Raw genomic sequence first — 21250 nt, 5'->3', positions numbered from 1 at the left:
GATTTAACAATTTGCGCAATTACGACCGTTTAACAATTGACGATTCGTTTCCAAATTACCGTTAAAAGAAATATTCCTAAAGTTTTAGTAAGCGCTGCCGACAACGGTCCCATGAATACGAGCAGGTTGTCATGCGACCTGCATAAATTAAAGACCAAACGGGGAACTGGCCGACTGAGAGCGGCTAGGCAGCGGTATGTCGAGGCAATCTGTCAACGGTGGCGTCGGCGGCACAGTCCGCCGGATCATGCAGTTCTGTTTGTTTTCCCTGACGCTGATGTCGGTGCGTGCGCACGCAGCAGGCGTCGTCGCGGACGGCGGTACGGCCACTTCCGTATCGACGGCTGCGAACGGTCATCAGACCGTGAACATTGCGCCATCCGTCGGTGGTGTATCGCACAACACGTATAGCCACTTCAACGTGGGCAGTGCGGGCGTCGATCTCAACAACGTCGGCATCAACGCACGAACCATCGTCAATCAGGTAACGAGCACGGACCCGAGCGTGATCTCGGGCCAGCTCGCCGTGCTCGGATCACGCGCGAATGTGGTGCTGGCGAATCCGAACGGCATCACGATCAACGGTGGATCGTTCGTCAATACGGGCCATGTCGCGCTCTCGACCGGACAGGTCAGCTTCAACGATGTGCGGACCGGGTCGGTGCTGCAGCGTAACGTCGTGCTCGACACGGAGACGGGAACGATTATCGTCGGACCGCAAGGCTTGTCGAGCGCGCTCGTTGCATTGGACCTCATCGCGAAGAACATCCTCGTCAACGGGCCGCTGACCAACACGTTCACATCGCCGACAGCCACCGTCAGACTGCTTGGCGGCACCAGCAACGTAACGCTGAACACGGGCGTGTCGCCCAATGACAATGCCAACGACTGGCTCTCGGTCAACGCATCGGCGACGCACGACACGGCCAGTTCTTTCGCCGTCGACATCACGGCAGCGGGCTCGCTCACGAGCGGCCGCGTGCAGCTGATCGTCACCGACAAGGGGCCGGGCGTGCGCAGTGCAGGCCCGATGAACGCGACACTCGGTGATTTCACGCTTGCATCCAATGGCGCCGTCGAGTTCTCGACCACGACGCTCACTGCAAACGGCAACGTGGACATGCAGGTGCAGGACACACTGACTGCGACTTCAATGCAGATGCAGGCCGGCAGCGCTGCGTCGATTGCATCGACGGGTCTGCTTGGATTGAACAGCACGTCGCTCCTGGCAAGCGGCGGCATCCATCTCAGTGGCGGCGGCGTGAAGCTGTACAACGACAGTGGCACGCAGACGGTGATCGCGTCGTCGAATGCGGGCGTTGTTGTCAAGAGCAGCCAGGACATCGTGAACGTCGGATCGCTGGTGCAAGGACAAACGCAAACCACCGGCGACAGCGACTCCAAAGGCGCGGTCACGTTGAACGCCTCAGACAACGTGCTGAACCAGTCGACCACGACCTCGAAGCTCGGCGTGCTGTTCGGCGTGAAAGGGGACGTCGTGATCAACGCCGGCGGCACCATCACCAACGAAGACGCACGCATCCTGTCGAACAGCAACGTCACGCTCACGGCGGGCGGCGACGTCGACAACATCATCGACCATTCGAGCGGCGTGAACGGGGGCAACGCCGTCGGCTACTCGAACCGAAGCTGGCGGCTGATATTCGTGGAGCACCACGAGAACGGCTTCACCGTCGACTACGGCGCGCTGAACGATCCCGACAAGCTCGCCTACATCACAGCTGACAGCGGCAATGTGACGATCAACGCGCGGAACGTCAACAATGTCGGCGGCTCGATTCTGTCGAACGACGGCAGTATCTTCGTGTCGGCCGCGCAGAACCTGCTGACGCAAGGCGTGTTCGTCGGAGAGGCTTCGTATCATCAGTCGTGCTTCATCTTCTGCAGCGCGAGCGCGTCGAGCACGGTGCAGGCGTTCGGCGGCGTCATGGAGGCGGGCAAGGACATCACGCTCAAGGCGGGCACGCAGATCACCAACACGGGCGGCACGGTGATCGCCATCGGCAACCTGAAGCTCGATGCCCCGAAGACGCTCGCACAAGGCGTGCTCGGCTATACGGTCATCAACCGCCGCAACGATCTGAAGACGTGGTTCGGCAACACCTGGGCGGCCATCTACGCAGCCGATACGGGCGGCGTCTTCACCGGCGGAAACGGCCAGGTCGAACTGACGGGCGAAGCGGACATCGACGGCGGATCGTTCAACGCGCCGGGCGGCATTCACGCGGCAGGCGGCTTGAACACGATGCGCGTGCCGTACCGCGCACCCGTGACGATCGGCACGCACAATCACCTCGGCCTCGTTTCGTGGTTCGGTCTATGAAGCGTCGTCCCCTGGTCTTGCGCAGTTGTCTTGCCGTGCTCGCCATCGGCGCGCACGCGGCCGCGAGCGCGCAGGCGCTTGCGCCATTGCCGCCGGGCGGGTTCAATGCGCTGCCTGGCCGCGCGGAGCAGGACCCGGGCCAACGGCTGTTACAGGAACAGCAGGACAGGCAGCGGCGCAACGAAATCCAGCAGGCGCCCGCGCAGATCGCCGCGCCTGAAGTGCCCGCCTTGCCGAACCTGCCCGAAGGCGCGGACGTCGATACGCTGCCCGATGTCGAACCGATGTTCGAGATCAGCCGCATTGAATTTATCGGCGATCGCGTGTTGGGACAGACAGAACTGGACCACATCGCCGCGCCGTTCGTCGGCAAGCGGCTGGGGCGCAACCGCATCAATCTGCTGCTGCGACGCGTGACGGAAGCGTTCATCGAACGCGGCTACATCACGACGCGCGCTTATCTCGGTGCACAGAACCTTGCGTCGGGCACGCTAAAGGTCAACGTCGTCGCGGGCAAGGTCGCGGGCTTCACGCTCAACGGCAAGCCGATGCGCCCGCGCGATCCGAACGAGCCGTGGTACGACACGCACGGCGGTGGCCTCCTCACCGATGCCGGCACGGCGTGGGCATTCGGCGATAGCGTCGGCGACGTGCTGCGCCTGCCGGATCTGGAACAGGGCGTCGACCAGATCAACCGGCTGCGGCGCAATCAGGCCGAAATCCAGATCATGCCGGGCGAAGCACCGGGCGACTCGATCGTCGCGATCTCGAACCGTTACGGCGACCGCACGTTCTACAACCTCGGCATCGACAACTACGGCAGTTCACAAACGGGCACGCTGCGCTATCGCGGCGGCGTCGAGGCAGACAACGTCATCGGCTTGCAGGAATCGCTGTCGCTGAATTACGTCGGCACGGAAGACAGCAATGCACTTGTGTTTTCCGCCGCCGTGCCGTTCGGCTATCAGACGTTCAGCTATACGACTTCGTACTCCGAGTATCAGCAGACCATCGGCGATACGGCGTTGCTGCAAGGACGCACGTTCAGCCAGATTCTCGGCTGGAACGATGTGCTCACGCGTTCGAAGTCCGGGCGGATGAGCGTCGACGTCACGCTGAACAAGATGCGCACCGAGCGTAGCGTGAACGGCATCGACCTGTCGCCGCAAGACCTGACCGTGGCGCGTGTCGCGCTGAACGGCCTGCGCCGCTTCGTGGCGAACGATCAGGGCGCGGCCGCGACGTGGGACTTCGGCATCTCACAGGGGTTGCCGTGGCTTGCAGCAAGTCACGACGATGGCGATATCGGCAAGTCGGACGCGCACAGCCAGTTCACGAAGCTCGACGGCACAGCCACCTTGCAGATGACGCTCGGCTCACTGCTCGGTACGCAATGGGCGTATCGCGGCACGCTGCGCGGACAGTTCAGCCGCGTGGCGCTGTTCGGCACACAGCAGATCTATCTCGGCGGCATGGACTCGGTGCGCGGCTTTACGGAAGGCGGCATCGCGGGCGATAGCGGCGCGTATATGCGCAACGAAGCGGCCTGGCAGAACGTGCCCGCGTGGCATGACGCGCGTGTCGAACCTTACGTGTTTCTCGACGGCGGCAAATCGCATCTCGTTGCACAAGGCGGCTGGCCGACGCTGGTCGGCACCGGTATCGGCGCGCGTGCCGAATGGCGGCACAACGCGCAAACCGTCACGGGCGAAGTCCTGCTCGGACAGGCATTGATTCAGCCCGCAGCGCTTGGTCACAAGGCCACTGTGCTGCTGGCCACTCTCAACTGGTCGGAATGAAGGAGTTCAACATGAAGCGGCATCTCAATCACATCACGTTCACGCGCCTGACGGCAACGCTTGCGCTGGCTGTCGGGCTGTCCGGTGTTGCGGCGCCTTCGATGGCGGCAAACAAGCCGTCCTCGTCGCATGCGAAGACGGCGGCTCCTGCAGCCGCGAGCGGCGCGGCGTCGGGGCCGCTGCCCGCCAATGCCGTCGCGCGCGTGAACAACGTGCTCATCACGCAGGAGCAGGTCGATGCGATGCTGAAAGCGACCAATACACCGGATACGCCGCAAACGCGCACGGCCATCAAGAACCAGTTGATCGCGCGCGAGCTCTTCCGGCAGGCCGCCGAAAAGCAGCATTACGACACGCGCGCGCAGGTGCTCGAAGCGGTCGAACAGGCGAAGTCGCTGGCGATGACGCAGGCGTATCTACGCGATCAGGTGAAGCCCACGCCCGTCACCGACGCCGACGTAAAGGCGCGCTACGACGCCATCGTCGCGACGCTCGGCGACAAGGAGTACAAGCCGAGCGTGATCGCGGTGAAGGACGAAGCGACCGCGAAGGACGTGCTCGCGCAACTAAAGAAGGGCACCGATTTCGCGCAGCTGGCGAAGCAGGTCAGCCAGGGACCGGCCGCCGCGCAAGGCGGCGCGATGAATTGGGTGTCGTTCAAGACGCCGATCCAGCCGGGCGCGACACAAGGCTGGCCGCAGCCCGTCGCCGAAGCGATGGTGAAGCTGCCGCAAGGCGGCGTGACCACGACGCCGGTTCAGGTGGGCGACGCCTTCTGGATCGTGAAGATGGACCAGTCGCGCGCGACGCAGATTCCGGACTTCGACACCACCAAGGCAGCGCTGCGCCAGCAGCTCGAACAGGTCGCGCTGCAGAAGGCGACGGCGCAAGTGGTGGTCGATCTGATGAAGAACGCGTCGATCCAGCAATGAAGGGCGCGTGACCGGCACCTGTGCCGCACAGCGCCGGTGAGCGTTTCGACCTGGAAAACCATAAAGAAGGAATCGGGGAAATGAAGTCAAACATGAAGAGAATGGTACTTGCTGTCACAGTTGTGGCAGCGACGGCAGTCCTGACAGGTTGTGCCACGCCGTATCAGTCGGAGGGTTTGACTGGCGGATATAAGGACAGGCAGATCGATGACCAGACGTTGCATGTTCAGTTCTGGGGCAATGGGTACTCGACACAACCGACGGTGCACAAGTACTTCCTGTTCCGTTGCGCTGAGCTAACCCAACAGCACGGCTTCAAATACTTCATGGTTGTTCCGCCTGCAATGTCGGGCGCGCTCGAACCGACCGGCAATCTCGTCCGCAGTGCGGGGTTCGACCACAACATGATGCGAAAGACCGCCTACTACGTGCCAATCATCATCCCCAGCGGCGGTGGTGGGACTAACCGGCATGAGGAATCTGCAGATATCCGCATGTTTAACGACGACGCCGTGTTGACCATGAAGGTCGCCGGATGGGATGCGGCCGAGGTGCTCGATCAGCTTGGACCGTTCGTTCACAGCAGCGGGCAGACGGCGGCGGACATTCCGAAGGCATGGGTCTTCGAGCCAGGCAAGCCCAAGGTGCGCGCACAGGACCTGTTGCCAACTGCGCCCAAGAAGGACGTGGCTGCGGGCACCTGACTCGAGGAATGGGCGGCCGCTCTCACGAACAGAGGGCGGCAAAGCTACGCGTGACAGATATATCTGGATCGCGGAGCGCAGCAGACGGGGAAAACTCTGCTGCAAGCGCAAGGCGGACCGGCCAGCCCGCCTTGCGACCAACAAGAAAAGACGAAGAACGAGAACATCATGAGAGTTTCGACGCGCCATGCTTTGCGGCGACTTGACCACGTCAGGACCATTCGGGATGAACTGCGCGCGCGCCTGCGCGACACGTCCGGCTATATCCGGACGGTTGCCTCGAACGCAAAAACGTACAGCTGGTGGCAACGCGGCGTATCCGCCGTGGTGGCCGCGACGCTGTTCGTCGGGCCCTTGACGGTCACGTTCGAGCAGAGCCAGTCTGCGGCCGGCGTGCTCGCGGCGGGCAGCAGGCGCCTCGACGATGACGCGTGGCGACAGATACGCGACCTGGCCGGGTTGCGCGTGCGCTTCATGATGCAGCAGGCGTTCGCGACGCCTATCGTCGACCCGAATGCGCCCATCAGCTTCCAGCCGAAGATCACGCAAAGCACAGGCGCGAATGGCGGCGTGCCAGTCGTCAACATCACCGCGCCGAACGCAGCCGGGATTTCGCTGAACCAGTATCAGACCTTCAATATCGATCCTGTCGGGCTGATTCTGAACAACAGCCTGATGTCGGGTACCTCGCTCACGGGCGGCAACGTTAGCGCAAATCCGAATCTTTCAGGACGCACGGCGAGCATCATCGTCAACCAGGTGACGTCGACGGGCGCGGCCTATGCAAGCTTGCTCAACGGTCCGCTGGAAGTGTTCGGTGCACCCGCTACCGTCGTCATTGCCAACCCGAACGGCATTACGACGCGCGGCACGGGCTTCACGAACACGATCGGTGTGACGCTGTCGACGGGCACGCCGCAGTTCCTCAGCGACCTGAACGGCACGTCCACCGACTTCAGTCACGCGACAGCCGTCGGCTACAACGTCACGGGCGGGCACATCCAGATCGAAGGCAATGCGGGTGCGAGCGGGCCTGGTGCGGGCATTGAAGGCACCGTCGGCACCATCGATCTGATTGCGGAGACCATCGGCGTCAATGCGCCGCTGTATGCGGGCAACCGTATCAATGCGATTGCGGGGCGTCAGTTCGTTGCGCCGAATGCCGTGTCGGACGCGGGCACGTCGTACGGCACGTCGTCGAATGGCAGCGTGAACACGGCGGCGGCCATCAATGGCGCGAACGGCAACGCGAACAATGGTCTTGCCATCGACGCCACCGCTTTCGGCGCGATGACAGCGGGACAGATTCAGGTGATCAGCACGGCAGCGGGCATGGGCGTGCGCAGCGATGCACAGCTGGCCGCCAATGCGGGCGATCTGCTGCTGTCCGCGAACGGCGACGTGTCGGTTGCGGGCACGGCCGCGCAGAAACAGGCGACGCTTCAGTCAGCCGGCAATGTATCGATGACGGGCGCGCATATCGGCGTCGGCGGTTACTCGATCAGTGCCAACGGCGACGTCACATCGACGGGCACCTTGCAGTCCGGCGCGAAACTCGATGTGACAGCGGGCGGCAATATCAACCTTGCGAGCACGCAGGCGAATGGCGATATCGCCATGTCGGCGGGTTCGAACGTCACGCTGGGCGATGTGCAGGGCGGCGGCACGGCGAGCGTATCGGCGGCGGGCAATGATGGTGCGGGCGATATCAATCTGAACGGCACGTCGGTTGTTAGCGGCGCGACGACATTGCAGGCCGCGCGCGACATTAACGTCGCCGGACAGACCAACAGCGGTACCTTGCAGGCGACGGCGCAGCGCAACGTCAATGTGGCGGCAGCGGTACAAACCGCCAGCGACGCGACGGTGACGGCCACGCAAGGCCATATCGACGCGACCGCGAACATCGCGAGCGGCGGCAACCTGGCGCTCTCGTCGGGCCAGGACACGGTCGTCGCAGCTCAGGCGACGGCACAACAGGCGGTGACGGCAGCGGCCGGGCGCGATCTTTCCATCAGCGGCTCGCTCGCGAGCGGCACGACGTTCAATTCGACTGCGGGCCGCGATACGTCGGTTTCGGGTTCATTGCTGGTCGGCGCCGATGCGCAGGTTGTGACGGGACGCAATCTCGATGTGTCGGGTGTATCGATTGTCCAGCACAACGGCGCGTTCGATGCGCAGGGCGATATCACCGGCAGCGGATCGATCGCGTTCGGCCAGAGCGGCACGCTGAACGCCGCACACGATGTCTCGCTGACGGGCAAACTGCTCGCGAACGATCTGACGGTCACCGGCGCGAACAATGTCAGTCTTGCAGGGGTGCAGGCGGGCGGCGCGTTTGCCGTCACCGCGAACGGCAACGCGGGCGGCGGCGACGTCACGTTCAACGGCAATGCAGCGAGCGTTGGCGCGACCAATGTGCAGGCGGCGCGCGATGTCGCGGTCAACGGCACGCTGGCGGGCGGCGCACAAACCACGCTCACTGCGCAGCGCGATGTGAACGTCGCGAGCGCGGCGACGGTGCAGTCCGTCGGCGATCTGCTGCTGACGGCGACGACAGGAAGCGTGACGTCGACGGGAACGATCAACGGCGCGTCCGCGCTGACGGTGAACGCGGCGCAGGACGTCTCGCTGACGGGCGACACGAGCGCGGTCAACGACGTCACCGTCAATGCGGGCCACGATCTGACGATCGGCGGGTCGCTTGCCGGACAGGCGAAAGCGGCCTTGACGGCAGGTCATGACATGGTTGCGGGCGGCAACAGCGGCTTCGCGAGCGATGTGACGGCCACGGCGGGCAACAACCTGTCGGTGACGGGCACGCTTCAGGGCAACGCGGTCAATTTCACGGCGGCGAACTCGATCTCGCTGAACAACGTCGTGTCGAACGCGGCCCTGCAGGTCATTACGAATGCGGGCGATATCGCGATCGGCGGCACGGTAACGTCGCTCTCGACGGCGACGCTCAATGCCGCGCGCGACGTCAGCGTGAGCGCGAGCGGAACGCTGCAAAGCGCGAACGCGCTGAACGTCACGAGCGGCCGCGATACGACCAACGCGGGCACCGTGCAGTCGAATGGCGACGTTACGCTGACGAATGCGTCGGGCAACCTGACGAGCACGGGCAACATCCAGTCGGGCGGCAATCTCAACATCAGTGCCGCGCAATCGGTCGACCTCGGCGCGCAGGGTACGTCGTCGCTCGGCGATATCAACGTGACGGCCGGGCAGAACCTGACGATGAACGGCGCCGTCGTCGCACAGGGCAACGGGACGTTCAACGCGGGCAATGCGATCGGCGGCAGCGCAACCATCGCGCTTGGCCTGAACGCGAACGTGACGTCGGGCGGCGATACGAACCTGACGGGTTCTCTGCGTGCAGGCACGGTGCAAACTAGTGCTGGCGGCTCCGCATCACTGCATGATGTGCAGGCAGCATCGACGCTCTCGCTCAACGCAACGCACGATCTCGAAATCACGGGCGCCGTCGTCGGTGGTTCGACGGTCGTGCTCAATGCCGGCCAGAATTTCGGCGTCAGCGGTTCGGTGCAGTCGTCCGGCGACATGCTGCTGAACGCGACGGCAGGGAGCATCGGATCGACGGGTGTCATCAACAGCAACGGCGCATTCACGGCGCTTGCTGGCACGGACATCAATCTGGGCGGAACGACGACGGCTGCATCGGATGCGATGCTCAACGCCGCGCGCGACGTGAATGTCAGCGGCATGCTCGCGGGTCTGGGGCAGGGCGTGGTCACGGCGGGTCGCGATATCGGTGGTGCCGGCACGTTGACCTTCACGCAGGTAGCAACGCTCGCGGCGGGCCGCGACATCGTGCAGGGCGGGCTCGTGCAGGGACAGTCGGTCGACATCACGGCGGCGGGCAATGCGACCGTCAACAATATCGAATCCGCGAGCACGATCGCAGTACGCGCGAACGGCACGAACAGCGCGAATGGGGCGGGCAACGTTACGGTGACCGGCGCTGCGGCAGCGGCGGGCGCGGTCACGGTCAATGCGAACAACGACGTCTCGGTGACGTCGACTGGCAAGATCGCCAGCGGCACGACCACGTCTGTCACGGCGCAACGCAATATCACCATCGACGGCGCGGTCGAATCGGTCGGCGACGCGACGCTCAATGCGCGGACAGGCAGCCTGCTCGCGACAGGCGGCATCAATAGCGGCGGCAAGCTCGATATCACGACGGGGCTCGACCTGTCGCTCGGCACCGGCACGAGTGCCGTCAACGACATCACGCTGACGGCGGGCCGCGATGCGGTGCTGAATGGCACGATGGTTGGCGGATCGAATGCGACGGTCACGGCGGCGCGCGATATCACAGGTGGCGGCACGCAGAAGATCACGGAGACGGCGAACTACACCGCACTGCACGATATCGCGCTGACGGGAGGCGTGCAGGCGAATGTCGTCACGGCTGTGGGCCAGAACAACGCCGCGCTGCATGACGTGATATCAGCGACGACGCTCGATGTCACGGCCAACGGCAACGCAGGTGCAGGCGATGCAGCGATCACGGGTACGGCGACGGCGCCGGGCGCAATCCACCTGACGGGGGCCCGCGATGCGCTGGTGAGCGGCGCGCTCGCAACCGGCGACGCGTTGACGCTGACAGGCCAACGCAACGTCACGGTGACGGGCAGCATCGAATCGACCAATGACCTCGATGCGACGGCGGTAACAGGCAGCGCATCGTTCACGGGAACGGCGGCGACAGCGGGCGCATTCAATATCGCATCGGCGCTCGATACGCAACTCGGCGGTCAAATTGCAGCCGCGAAGCAGATCAATGTACAGGCGGGGCGCGATATTGCATTGACCGGCACTGTCGCGGGGCAGATGGACGGCGTGCTCAGTGCAGGCCGCGACATTAGCGGTGCCGGTTCGGCGGCATTCGCGCAGGCAGCGACGCTGACGGCGTCGCACGATCTTGCGCTGACGGGCGCGTTGCAGGGTTCGACCGTGTCGGTCGTTGGCGCCAATAACGCCGGCCTTGGCAGCGTTCAGGCGGTAACAGGTGATCTGACCGTGACGGCCAACGGCAACGCGGGCGGCGGCGATGTGACGTTCGGCGGCAGCGCGACGGCACTCGGCACCATGCAGCTGACGGGTGCGCGTGATGTGACGGCCATTGGTGCGATCAACACCGGCGGAACGACAACGGTCAACGCGGCGCGCAACTTCTCGCTGGCCGATGTGAATTCGGCGGGAGATCTCACGCTCACGGCGACGAGCGGCAATGGCTCGGCGGCCAATGTCACCACGCAGGCGCAACTCAATACAAACACCGCGCAGGCGCTGACTTTCTCGGGCGTCACGACAGTAGGTGGCGACGCGCATCTGACGTCCGGCGGCGACATGACGCTGACGGGCGGCATCGGCGCGCAGAACACAGGCACGCTGACGGCAGCTGGAAACATCAAGGCAGGGTCGGTCGCATTCGGCCAGCAGGCGACCGTGAGCGCGGACGGCAGCGTGAATGTGACAGGTGTGGTCGGCACGAATGGCAATCTCGTCGTGACGGCGGGCAACGATATGTCGTTGGGCTCGGCGCAGGCGGGCGGCACGGTCCAGTTGCAGGCGCAAGGGCATAACGGGGCGGGCGATGTCGTGGTGACGGGGAACGTCGCGTCGGGCTCGACCACTTCGATCACCGGTACTCGCGACGTGCAGGTCGCTGGTTCGGTCTCGTCGGCGGATGTGTTGAATGTTTCCGCTGCACATAACCTGCTGATCGGCGGCGGGGTCGGCTCGAACGGCAACATCACACTGACGGCGACCGGAGGCGCGCTGGGAGTCGGCGGTGCGATCACGACTCAGGGCAACCTTGCTGCCAGTGCAGGCGGCAATCTTGCGCTTCTTTCCGGCGGCCTGATCAACGGTGACACGAATATCACGTCGGGCGGCACGATGACGCTCGGTGGCGGCCTTTTCGGGTTGGGGCTTGCGAACATCGATGCGACCGGTTCAATCAATGGCGGCGGCGGGCTGAGCTTCGGCAAGGACATTGTCGTTAACGCGGGTGGCGGCGTCACGCTCGGCGAAATTCAGGGCGCGGGCAAATTCACTGCGACCTCGAACGGCGACATGTCGTTCGGTGCGGCAACCGTTGTGGGCGATGTCTCCGCGACGTCGTATGCCGGTAGCGTCGCGTTTAATGGGCAGGTGCAGACGGGCGGAAACGCGACGCTCAACGCCGCCAGCAATGCGTCGGCGACTGGCGGTATTTCGTCGATGGGCACCGTCAATGTGACAGGGACAAGCGGCAACGTCACCGTGGGCGGCGTGTCGTCCAATGGCGATGCGAACCTGCATGCCGGACAGACGTTGACGTTGTCGGGCACTAGTGTCGTCGCGGGGGAATTGGCGCTGTCTGGCAGCAATGTGACGATGAGCGGCTCGGCAAGCGGCTCGAAAGACATCACGATCAACGCAACAGGTACGGTCGATGCAAGTCAGTCGACCATCGTTTCGACCAGCAATCTGCAGGTTGCTGCCGCGAATGTCACGCTGGGTAGCGCAATTGTCGGTGGGGCGCTCGATGCCCGTGCGTCGAACCAGCTGTCACTTGTGGGCAGCAATGTCGATGTCGTGGGCGCGGCGACGTTCGTATCGCAGAACGCGTTCTATAACGCGAGCAATGTGCTGTCGGGCGGCACGCTTACCGTTACCGCGCCGTCTCTGACGAACGCCGCGACTGGCTCGCTTGCATCGACCGGTACGGCGAACATCACGGCGACGAACTTCACGAATGCCGGGCTGGTGAACGGCGCGACGACGAACATCAATGTTGCTGGTGCGCTGAACAACGTCGGTGGCTCGTTGATGGCCGTCAACAGCCTGAACATCAATACAGGGACGTTGAACAACCAGAACGGATTAATCTTCGCTGGTAATCCGAATACGCCAACTGGGCCCGTCACAGGTGATGTGTCGTTGACGATTAACGGAGGCGGGGGCGCGTTTTACAACGTCGGTGGCCAGCTGCTCGCACAGCGGAATATGGGCGTCAGTGCTGTCAATGCGACGATCGATCCGTCTCAAGGGACCATCAGCTACGGTGGGCAGCTTTCGCTGACTGCGGGCTTTATCAATGTTGGCGGGACGTGGAATTTCGGTGGACAGGGTGCGACGGTCGTCGCCCTGAGTGGAATCAACAACTACGGAACCGTCACAGGATCGGCTCCCCTGACGCTCACGACCTACGGCACTTTCAACAATTTCGGCCAGCTGTCCGGGAATGACGTCACCTTTAACGGATCGCTGAGCAATGCAGCGAATGCTGTTGTACATAGCGGCAGCTCAATCACGCTGAACGGAAGCGTGACGAATCGCGGGACCATCGAAAGCGCGAACAATCTGACCTTCAACGGCAGCGGCAACTACGACAACCAGTACGGTACGACGCAAGCCAACGGCAACATCAGTCTCAACACTGGCGCGACCGTGTACAACACCGTCGGGACGATTCTTGCCGGTGGCAACATCAATATCAATGCCGGCGCTGTGATCAACGATGCGCTGCAGGGCGCGACGCAAACATCCACACAGTTGGTCGGCGCTTCAGCGAACCCGGATCTGTTGAGCCAGATCGTGATCGGGATGTTATCGGGCTGGTATTGCCAGAACAGCCAGGGTGACTGTTACCTTTATTCGTATTCGCAGACGGCTACGATCGCGACCCTGCTGCCCAACATGGACGGCGGCTACATCGATGTCCGGAGCGGCGGCAGCACGTGCTACGGCGATTCCAGCGCGTGTGCGTATCTGCAGGTCGGTAACTCGCAAGCGGGAGACCATCAGTACATCGCGTTGCCGGGAATCGACCGCACCATCACGGCACCGGGTTCGGTCTCACCTGGTGTCATCGCTGCGGGAGGCAGCGTCAATATCACGGCAGGCACGCTGTCGAACGCGGGCAGCACGATTTCGGCTGGGCTCGATGTCGACCTGAACCTGCAGTCGCTCAACAACGCGCCCGTGGGCAATGCCGTTGCGACGATCGTCGATACCGTCGATAAGGCGCAGCTCGACGCATTCATGGCGCAGATGAACGCGCTGGGCTCCGTCGGAATTTACGGAAGCGGCGGCCTGGGCATCTCCGGAACAGTCGTGCCGCAGTCGACTGTTTCGTTCAATCCGAGCGCGAATATACCGCCCAGCTCCACCAGTACGACTACGACGTTCGGGGCGCAAGGGCAGATCATCGCCGGACGCAACATGAATCTGTCCGGCGGTAATCTGGTGAACGGCGGATTGCTCTATGCCGGCAACAATTTCAACGCAAGCGCCGCGCAGTCATTCTCGAATCAGGGGCAGTACAACTCGGCCACCTCGACGCAACCGGGGTGCGCATCCGGTGTGAGCGGCGCGGAGTGCGGCGGTGCCGGCGGCATGCGTGGCGGCAATCCCAATTCGACCACGTTCTCTTATGCGCAGCAGAACGCCACGGTCTTCGCCGGAAATGACCTCGTCATTGCTGCGGGGCAGATCAACAATACGTACGGCAACCTGCTTGCCGGTCATGACATCGTCATTGGCGGGGTTGGAACGACGGCAACGTCGACGACGCCGGCACAGAGCCTGAACAATACGTCCGGCAATATCGTTGCGGGCAACAACATCACGCTCAATGTATCGGGCGCGATTACCAACACGCTGCCGCCGCCTGTTCCGGTCCACGAGGACTACGGGTCGAAGGAGCAGTACTCGGGCTGTATGACGGTAGGTGGCTACAAGGAAAGCTATTGCGAAGGTTATGTCGACCAGCAGACCGGCAACTCATCGGTTATCAGCGCCGGTAATAACCTGCAACTCAACGCAGGCAGTCTGACGAACATTGGGAGCCTGATCGCGGCTGGCAACAGCGCGACGATTTCTGTCGCGGGTCCGGTCGTTAACGAAGCGCAAACGCTGAACGCATACTGGCACTCGCATTGGGTTCAGGAGACGGGGGATTTCAGCCCCGACAAGCGGCATGACATCTGGGCGTGCGGTTCGCCCGAACAATGTACGGCACTCTACGGCGATGCATACACGAAAGCGGGCGGCGCTATCGATCCGCCGACCCCAGTAGGCAACATTGCCGCGACGATCCAGGCGCCGAATCTCTCCATTACATCGGGTGGAGAAATTCAGAATGTCGGTAACGTGATCGGCACGTCGGTGACGCTGACGGGGCAGAAGCTGATCAACGGCATCACGACAGCGAACACGTATACGCCCCGTGTGAATGGACCGTCGCAGGTGATTTCGCTGAGCGGCGTGAATCTGCCTGGATTGAACTTGACGACGCCGCATTCGGTCGGTGCACCCTTGCCGACACCCGTGGCGGGGCAGGCATCGTATGTGTCGGGTTCGCTGGGTGGGTCGGCGCTCGACCCGCTTGGTCCACAAACATTGCTCGATAACCTTCCGGCGAATCTTCAACCGGGTTCGACGCTGTTCTATTACAACCCGCAGGCTGAAGACCTGATGCTTCAACAGGCGGCATTGCAGCAGACGGGCAAGGCCAGCTTTATCGATGGTCTTACATACGACAGCGAACACAACCTGTCTGTTACTGCGCAGGAAAAGGAGATCCTGTATCAGAACGCCGTCGATTACGCGAAGGCCAACAATCTGCAGCTTGGTGACGCATTGACCCAAGCGCAGCTCAATACACTGAGCGCCCCGATGCTCTGGTACGTGGAGCAGTCGGTGCCGGACCCGGGTTGCGTGTCGACGGGGCCGGTGGCATGTCCGACTGTTACGGCACTGATGCCACAGGTGTATCTGCCGCAGAACTGGAGCGCGATGTCCGCTGACGGGACGATCACTGGCAAGGACGTCACGCTCAACTTCAACCAGGATGGTAACGGAAGCATCCTCAATACGGGCGACATCACCGCGTCCAATACGCTCACGGTCAATACCGGGACGCTGACCAACCAGGCGAATCAGGTCAACGTAGGCCAGATCTGGAGTTACATCAACGAGGTCGGATACTCCGAGACGACGGGTACGACAGTCCAGCCGGGCGGCTTCATGAGCGCGGCGAACATGGACCTGAACGTCCAGACGCTGACTCAGATAGGCGGCGCGCTGCGGCAGCTCAATGCCGATGGCACGGTGGATCAGTCAGGCACCCAGCAAATGCTCGCGCAGTTGCAGCAACAGCTCGGTACCAGTTTTACGCAGACTACAGTTTACGACAACCTGCACACAGACTTTGTGGCGCAAGGCGGTTTTGGTGCATCTCAGATTGTCGGATTGGCCTTCGCTGTGGTCGTATCGATCATGACGGCTGGGGCGGCGAGTGCCGCCATTGGCGCGACGCTAGGAGCGACCGCCGGCAGCACGTTTGCAGCGGGCACAGCCACCATGACGGCGGGGCTCGGGAACATTGCCCTGTCGGCTGCAGCCGCCGGGTTCACATCGAGCATCGCCTCACAGCTGACCATGACGGGACAGCTGAGTTGGGCAAACGCGTTCGAGGCGGCTGCTGTCGCGGGAATCACAGCGGGCCTGACGAATGGGATTACCTACAACGCTGACTCGGGACTCGGCGTCACGACTCAGCCTCTACCCATCGGAGGTGCTACCACCTCTATCGCGAGTCTTGCAGGCGTTAACCCTGCAATTGGGACCAATGCGAACCAGGCGAGTGTGTCTACGGCTTCGTCGCTGACGGAGCGAGGGCTCGCGATGCTTGCCGAAGCCGGAATCACAGCCGGCGTGGGAACCACAATCGAAGGGGGAAGTTTCGTCAATTCTTTCGAAAGTGCGTTGACGGGGGAGCTGGCTGCGTCTAGTGCTTTCGCCATTGGCGATATGACCGATCCGCTCTCTCTCCAGAATATCCTCGAGCATGCTGTGCTTGGGTGCGCGGCGTCGTCGATAGAGGGCACAGGATGCGCCGGAGGAGCGATCGGAGCGGCGACAAGTGCGGTTGTGTCCCCGTGGTCTACCTATGCCTTCTCGCAGACTGATGGTTCATTGTCGTTGCAAAGCGCACTGGTCGCAGCGATCGCCACGCTGAGCGGCGGTTTGGCTGCTGGACTAGCGGGAGGAAACGCGGAGGCGGGTGCCACTTGGGCGCAAAACGAGGCACTAAACAATACGTTGCAGCATCGCGACCTTGTACTAACTGCTATTCAGAAGACGCTCTCTGCTAACCCTGCATTAGCCGCGAAATACAGTGCGGATACGCTGATGAAGGCTGCCGACAACGTATACGGCGGCAACGGAGGCATGGGTGTCTTTACCAGCGCGGCGGATGCACAAGCTGCAGCGGCGAAAGACGGCACGACTTACTACCGAAATGCAAATGGCCTTTACGTTGAGCAATGGAAGGTGCCAGCTGGAGCAGAAGACGTTGCGCAGAACATTGTCGACAACGCGTACTTCCAATATGGAGCTCAATTTGCTTCGGTAACGCGTGACAATCAGAGTCAGCTGATGGCGACGTATCTGAAGACTTTCGGCTCAGATCCTGCTCAGTTCCAAGGTGTGGCCGAAGTCGCCGCCGGCGGAGCACTATATGGCGTGGGCGGCAATATAGTTGCCAACCCTGGCCGAACAACTGTCTACACCTCAACTGCTGCAGATGGATCGACTCAATACGTAGGCATTACCGACAACCTGAATGCTAGGTCAGCGGCCCATTTTTCGCAGAAGGGGATTCAAATCGATGCAATTCCGGGGCTCGAAAATATTTCGCGTTCCGATTCGAGGGCGGTGGAGCAGGTGCTGATCGAATACAATGGCCTAGGTAAGAATGGTGGGTCTTTGCTCAATAAAATTAATAGTATTGCCACCTCAAATCCGGTCTATGCTGCATCATTGACTCGGGGCGCAGCCATACTGAAGTCAGTTAACTATCCAGGGTTCAAGTGATATGAAGCGCGGTGATATTTTTTCGATAGAAACGTCGAAAGGACAGGCATATTTTCAGTTTTCTCGGAACATTGCTCCGATGGGATCGCTGATCAGGGTTCTTCCCGGTATATATTTGAATGAATCCCCCGCTTGGGAAATGTTGGTTGAACAGAAAACCAATTTTTGGATTTTTTTCCCGGTGGCTGCGGCTGCCAAGCAAGGGATTGTGCATAAAGTTGCCAATCGTCCTCTCCCGGATCATGCGACAGAAATTCCTATTTTTCGGACCGGAGTCGTCGACCCATCAACAGGAAAGGTTGAGACTTGGTGGCTATGGGATGGAAGCAAATCCTGGATGATTGGTGCATTGAATGAGGAACAACGTATGCTCCCGATACGTGGGTCGTGGAACGACACTTTGCTTGTTCAGCGTATCGAGGAAGGATGGCGACCTGAAAAAGATTCGCGTTAGTAGAAACATCACGATCTGCCCGGCTTGAATCTGACGACGCCGCATTCGGTCGGTGCACCGTTGCCGACGCCCGTAGCCGGCCAGGCATCGTATGTGTCGGGTTCGCTGGGTGGGTCGGCGCTCGACCCGCTTGGCCCACAGGCATTGCTCGATAACCTGCCGGCGAACCTTCAGCCGGGTTCGACGCTGTTCGATTTCAACCCGCAGGCTGAAGATCTGATGCTTCAGCAGGCAGCATTGCAGCAGACGGGCAATCCGACAACGATAGGCTCGATTGCAGGAAACGTGGTTTTGGGCGTAGCATTGGACCACATTGGAAACGCTGGCCAAGCCGCTGTCGCGGTCGAAGGCGCGCGGCGGGCGTTGCGTACACATATGACGCCATGAATCCGGGACCGCTACGGGATTCGGCTGCAGGCACTTTTGCAGGAGGTCGCTATAGCGTCGGGACGATCCAGTCTTCAGATCAGGTTCTTTTCAAGGTAGGCGACGCAAGTAATCCGGGTGGTTCATTCTTTAACTTCGAAATGCCCCAGAGCGTGGCTCAAGCACGCATTGACAATGCGGTAAAGCCGTATTGGATCGACCCCGTAACGGGGGCGAAGACTGCTGCCTCGCCTATCGACAGTGTAATCGCTGCACAGTTTCCGGCCGGGACGACTTACTATTACGGTCCAGTTGGCACCCAAGGCGGCGTTTGCGCTGGTGGCGAAAACAGTATCCAAATATTCATACCGAACGCCAGAGCGATCGGAACATTTACGCCCATAAAGTCGTTGAATTGAACAAACTCACCGCGCTCGATCAGTTGATTGAAGCCTTGGAAAAGCTTGTAGCTTTGCTCGTCCTGGATCCAGGATGCCAATGGACACGAAAATTCAAGTCGGACTTAGTGTGGGCTCGCCAGTTGCGGGCTGGACCAGTTGCCGCGAGGGGCCTCGCAGACTTGTCATCGTCCATTCGCCATGTCTATGGCGGAATGGGCTCATTTAACGACTACGCTCCCGCTGCCTACGAGTCGACGACTGGTCGTTATACGCTCATTCCGGGAACCGAGGATTTCGACATGGTGCGAAGCGAGGTGTTTGATCTAGCACTTACGTTAATTGCTACGGAACCCTAACCAGATGCGACGAACAATTCAGCGAACAGAACAGTTGCGTGGCTGGGAACACGCTCAAGTAAAGTGCGCTGCAATTGTTTGATAAGACGTTCTATTCAGGATTGCCGGTAACTTAGCTTTGAGCGCGGCCTTAGTACTACAGCCGTAGATATGGCGGAGGCACGCCACCGCGTCGTCGGTAATGACACTGCTGGGCGCGGTACTGATGTCCGCGCCGCCACATTGACCACGACATCATATGGTCGATGGAGTGGAGCGTTCGCCATATCAGTCGACAGAGTAGCCGGCGGATCTCCTGAACGCTGAATGGCAGTGAGCCTTCAACTGTTTTTTTTGGCCTGTGCCCTCAGGGCAGCAAGCGCCGCATGCGCTAACAATGCCAGCGTGATGTGACGGTACCAACCCTGCCAGCGACGCACGTCATATTGATCGAGGCCGCATTCGCCCTTGGCGGCCTCGAATCCGACCTCGATTTCCCATCGCCTGCCGGCGACGTTGACCAGCGTCTGACGGGTAACTTTGGTGCGGGGTGCGTAGACGACGTAATATGCGTGTTCGCGGCTCTCGTCGAGACTGCGCCGCACCAGCAGGTAATGGCCAAACCGACGTTCCTCAGCGCTAAATTGCAGGCGCCATAACGGTGTGACCGCCCAGTCATACAGACGCTCGCCTTTTGCGCCGATTCCGGCCGAGAGGCGGCGCCAGGCACGTGGCGGCAACGCTTGTGCGATCCTGTCGGCACGCACCGAGGTCGGGCCTTGCCACCACAGCGGTTCATTCTTCGCGACTGCCAACACGAACGCTTGCCCGCGTGATTCGAACCACAACCGCAAGAGCCGGTCACCGCCATACACCTCATCACCTGTAACCCAGCCGCAGGGCACTCCAGCATCCAGCGCCCGTTCCAGCATCAAGCGCGCGAGTTGGGGCTTGGTTGCGAATTTCACGTTATCAGGCACGCCCGCCGCCTGGCAGCGATTGCGATCATCTATCCAGCCTTGCGGGACGTACAACTCCCGGTCGATAAATGCGCTGCCCCCGTCTCCTGCGTAGCACAGGAATACACCAATCTGGCTGTTCTCGATACGGCCAGCTGTTCCGCTGTACTGGCGCTGCACACCAGCAGAATACTCGCCCTTCTTGAGGAAACCCGTCTCATCCACCATCAGCACGGCATCGCGCTCGCCGAGTTGTTCAACGACGTAGTCACGAAGGATGTTGCGAGCTGCGTCAGAATCCCACTGTGCACGCTCGAGAAGGTGCTGCACCCCGTCGGGTGTGGCTTCGCCGATCCATTCTGCGAGCTGCCATCCGTTCTTGCGCTCGACTGTGCCCAGCAAACCTTTTAGATAGGCTAGTGAACGCTGTCGCGGTTCGGAGCGCCTGAACAGGCCAGCCAGTCTCTCATGCAATTTATCCAGTTCACGTTCCCATGCTTTAGCGATCTCTTTCATAGCCCTATACACGGTAGTAGTACTAACTTAGTATAGGAAAAAATAACTACGGCTGTAGTGTTAGAGGCCTTAACAAAATGAATGAAGCGGCTGTTTACTCTCGATGAATCCTGTTAACCTTTTCATTGTTTCGACGACGAAAAGGCCATGGCTAAACCCAAACTCGACGACGAACTTTGGGCACTCATCGAACCGTTGCTGCCCCCTCCCAAACCAAGGCGAAGCCGTTATCCGGGGCGCAAGCCGCTCGACGATCGTGCGCTGCTCACGGGCATCCTGTTCATCCTGCAGACGGTTCTGCGCTGGGACCTGCTGCCGCGCGAGATGGGCTGCGGCAGCGGCATGAATTGCTGGCGCCGTCTGCGCGACCGGCAGGCCGCCGGCGTCTGGGACCGACTGCACGAAGTCCTGCTCGCGAGGCCGACCGGATTGAAGCCGAAAGAGCTGAACGAAGCGCAGACGCGCGGCCCGAAGCAGCCAGCCCCTCGCTTACTACAACCTGTGCATGCTGACAAGTGACCAGGTAGTCGCCATCAATCGAG

Annotated in this window: 9 protein-coding genes and 1 pseudogene; 9 read left to right on the top strand and 1 reads right to left on the bottom strand. The window is 61.3% G+C overall.

Annotation, left to right across the window (positions count from 1 at the left end; genetic code table 11):
* Positions 1–196: 196 nt before the first annotated feature.
* The 8 genes from C2L66_RS39770 (at position 197) to C2L66_RS39735 (ending at position 19254) form a co-directional block, all read left to right on the top strand.
* On the top strand, positions 197–2344 hold the full coding sequence (locus tag C2L66_RS39770) for a two-partner secretion domain-containing protein (protein ID WP_060611108.1): 2148 nt from the start codon (positions 197–199) through the stop codon (positions 2342–2344).
* Positions 2341–4143: a ShlB/FhaC/HecB family hemolysin secretion/activation protein gene (locus C2L66_RS39765; protein WP_082670599.1), complete on the top strand. Its 1803-nt coding sequence runs from the start codon at positions 2341–2343 to the stop codon at positions 4141–4143. Before C2L66_RS39770 ends, C2L66_RS39765 begins: the two co-directional genes overlap by 4 nt.
* A gap of 11 nt (positions 4144–4154) precedes the next feature.
* Positions 4155–5075, top strand: coding sequence for a peptidylprolyl isomerase (locus C2L66_RS39760; RefSeq protein ID WP_098021753.1), 921 nt, complete (start codon positions 4155–4157; stop codon positions 5073–5075).
* Positions 5076–5155: 80 nt separating this feature from the next.
* Positions 5156–5779 carry a CC0125/CC1285 family lipoprotein gene (locus C2L66_RS39755; protein ID WP_060611106.1) on the top strand — a complete coding sequence of 208 codons (624 nt, stop codon included), beginning with the start codon at positions 5156–5158 and terminating at the stop codon, positions 5777–5779.
* 168 nt (positions 5780–5947) lie between these two features.
* Positions 5948–17677 carry a filamentous hemagglutinin N-terminal domain-containing protein gene (locus C2L66_RS39750; protein WP_233445124.1) on the top strand — a complete coding sequence of 3910 codons (11730 nt, stop codon included), beginning with the start codon at positions 5948–5950 and terminating at the stop codon, positions 17675–17677.
* Position 17678: 1 nt separating this feature from the next.
* Positions 17679–18131, top strand: a complete 453-nt coding sequence (locus C2L66_RS39745; protein ID WP_082670598.1) for a hypothetical protein — start codon at positions 17679–17681, stop codon at positions 18129–18131.
* Positions 18132–18155: 24 nt separating this feature from the next.
* Complete coding sequence (locus C2L66_RS39740) at positions 18156–18518, top strand: hypothetical protein (protein WP_060611104.1); 363 nt, start codon at positions 18156–18158, stop codon at positions 18516–18518.
* A gap of 394 nt (positions 18519–18912) precedes the next feature.
* On the top strand, positions 18913–19254 hold the full coding sequence (locus C2L66_RS39735; RefSeq protein ID WP_060611102.1) for a DUF6966 domain-containing protein: 342 nt from the start codon (positions 18913–18915) through the stop codon (positions 19252–19254).
* Between the two features lie 320 nt (positions 19255–19574).
* On the opposite strand, the gene C2L66_RS39730 is transcribed toward C2L66_RS39735, so the two are convergent.
* Positions 19575–20708, bottom strand: coding sequence for an IS701 family transposase (locus C2L66_RS39730; protein ID WP_060611100.1), 1134 nt, complete (start codon positions 20706–20708; stop codon positions 19575–19577).
* Between the two features lie 147 nt (positions 20709–20855).
* Here C2L66_RS39730 and C2L66_RS39725 point away from each other — a divergent pair.
* Positions 20856–21128, top strand: a pseudogene (locus C2L66_RS39725) (transposase); the annotation flags it as partial.
* Positions 21129–21250 lie beyond the last annotated feature (122 nt).

Origin of the sequence: Paraburkholderia caribensis (genome assembly GCF_002902945.1) — a bacterium.
Lineage (GTDB): Bacteria > Pseudomonadota > Gammaproteobacteria > Burkholderiales > Burkholderiaceae > Paraburkholderia > Paraburkholderia caribensis.
The sequence above is the reverse complement of the archived record's forward strand: the minus strand, read 5'-3'. Positions and strand labels throughout refer to the sequence as shown.

Coding starts and splice junctions, on each gene's coding strand:
- C2L66_RS39730 (WP_060611100.1), bottom strand. CDS start 20,708: ATGAAAGAGATCGCTAAAGCATGGGAACGTGAACTGGATAAATTGCAT.
- C2L66_RS39755 (WP_060611106.1), top strand. CDS start 5,156: ATGAAGTCAAACATGAAGAGAATGGTACTTGCTGTCACAGTTGTGGCA.
- C2L66_RS39745 (WP_082670598.1), top strand. CDS start 17,679: ATGAAGCGCGGTGATATTTTTTCGATAGAAACGTCGAAAGGACAGGCA.
- C2L66_RS39765 (WP_082670599.1), top strand. CDS start 2,341: ATGAAGCGTCGTCCCCTGGTCTTGCGCAGTTGTCTTGCCGTGCTCGCC.
- C2L66_RS39760 (WP_098021753.1), top strand. CDS start 4,155: ATGAAGCGGCATCTCAATCACATCACGTTCACGCGCCTGACGGCAACG.
- C2L66_RS39770 (WP_060611108.1), top strand. CDS start 197: ATGTCGAGGCAATCTGTCAACGGTGGCGTCGGCGGCACAGTCCGCCGG.
- C2L66_RS39750 (WP_233445124.1), top strand. CDS start 5,948: ATGAGAGTTTCGACGCGCCATGCTTTGCGGCGACTTGACCACGTCAGG.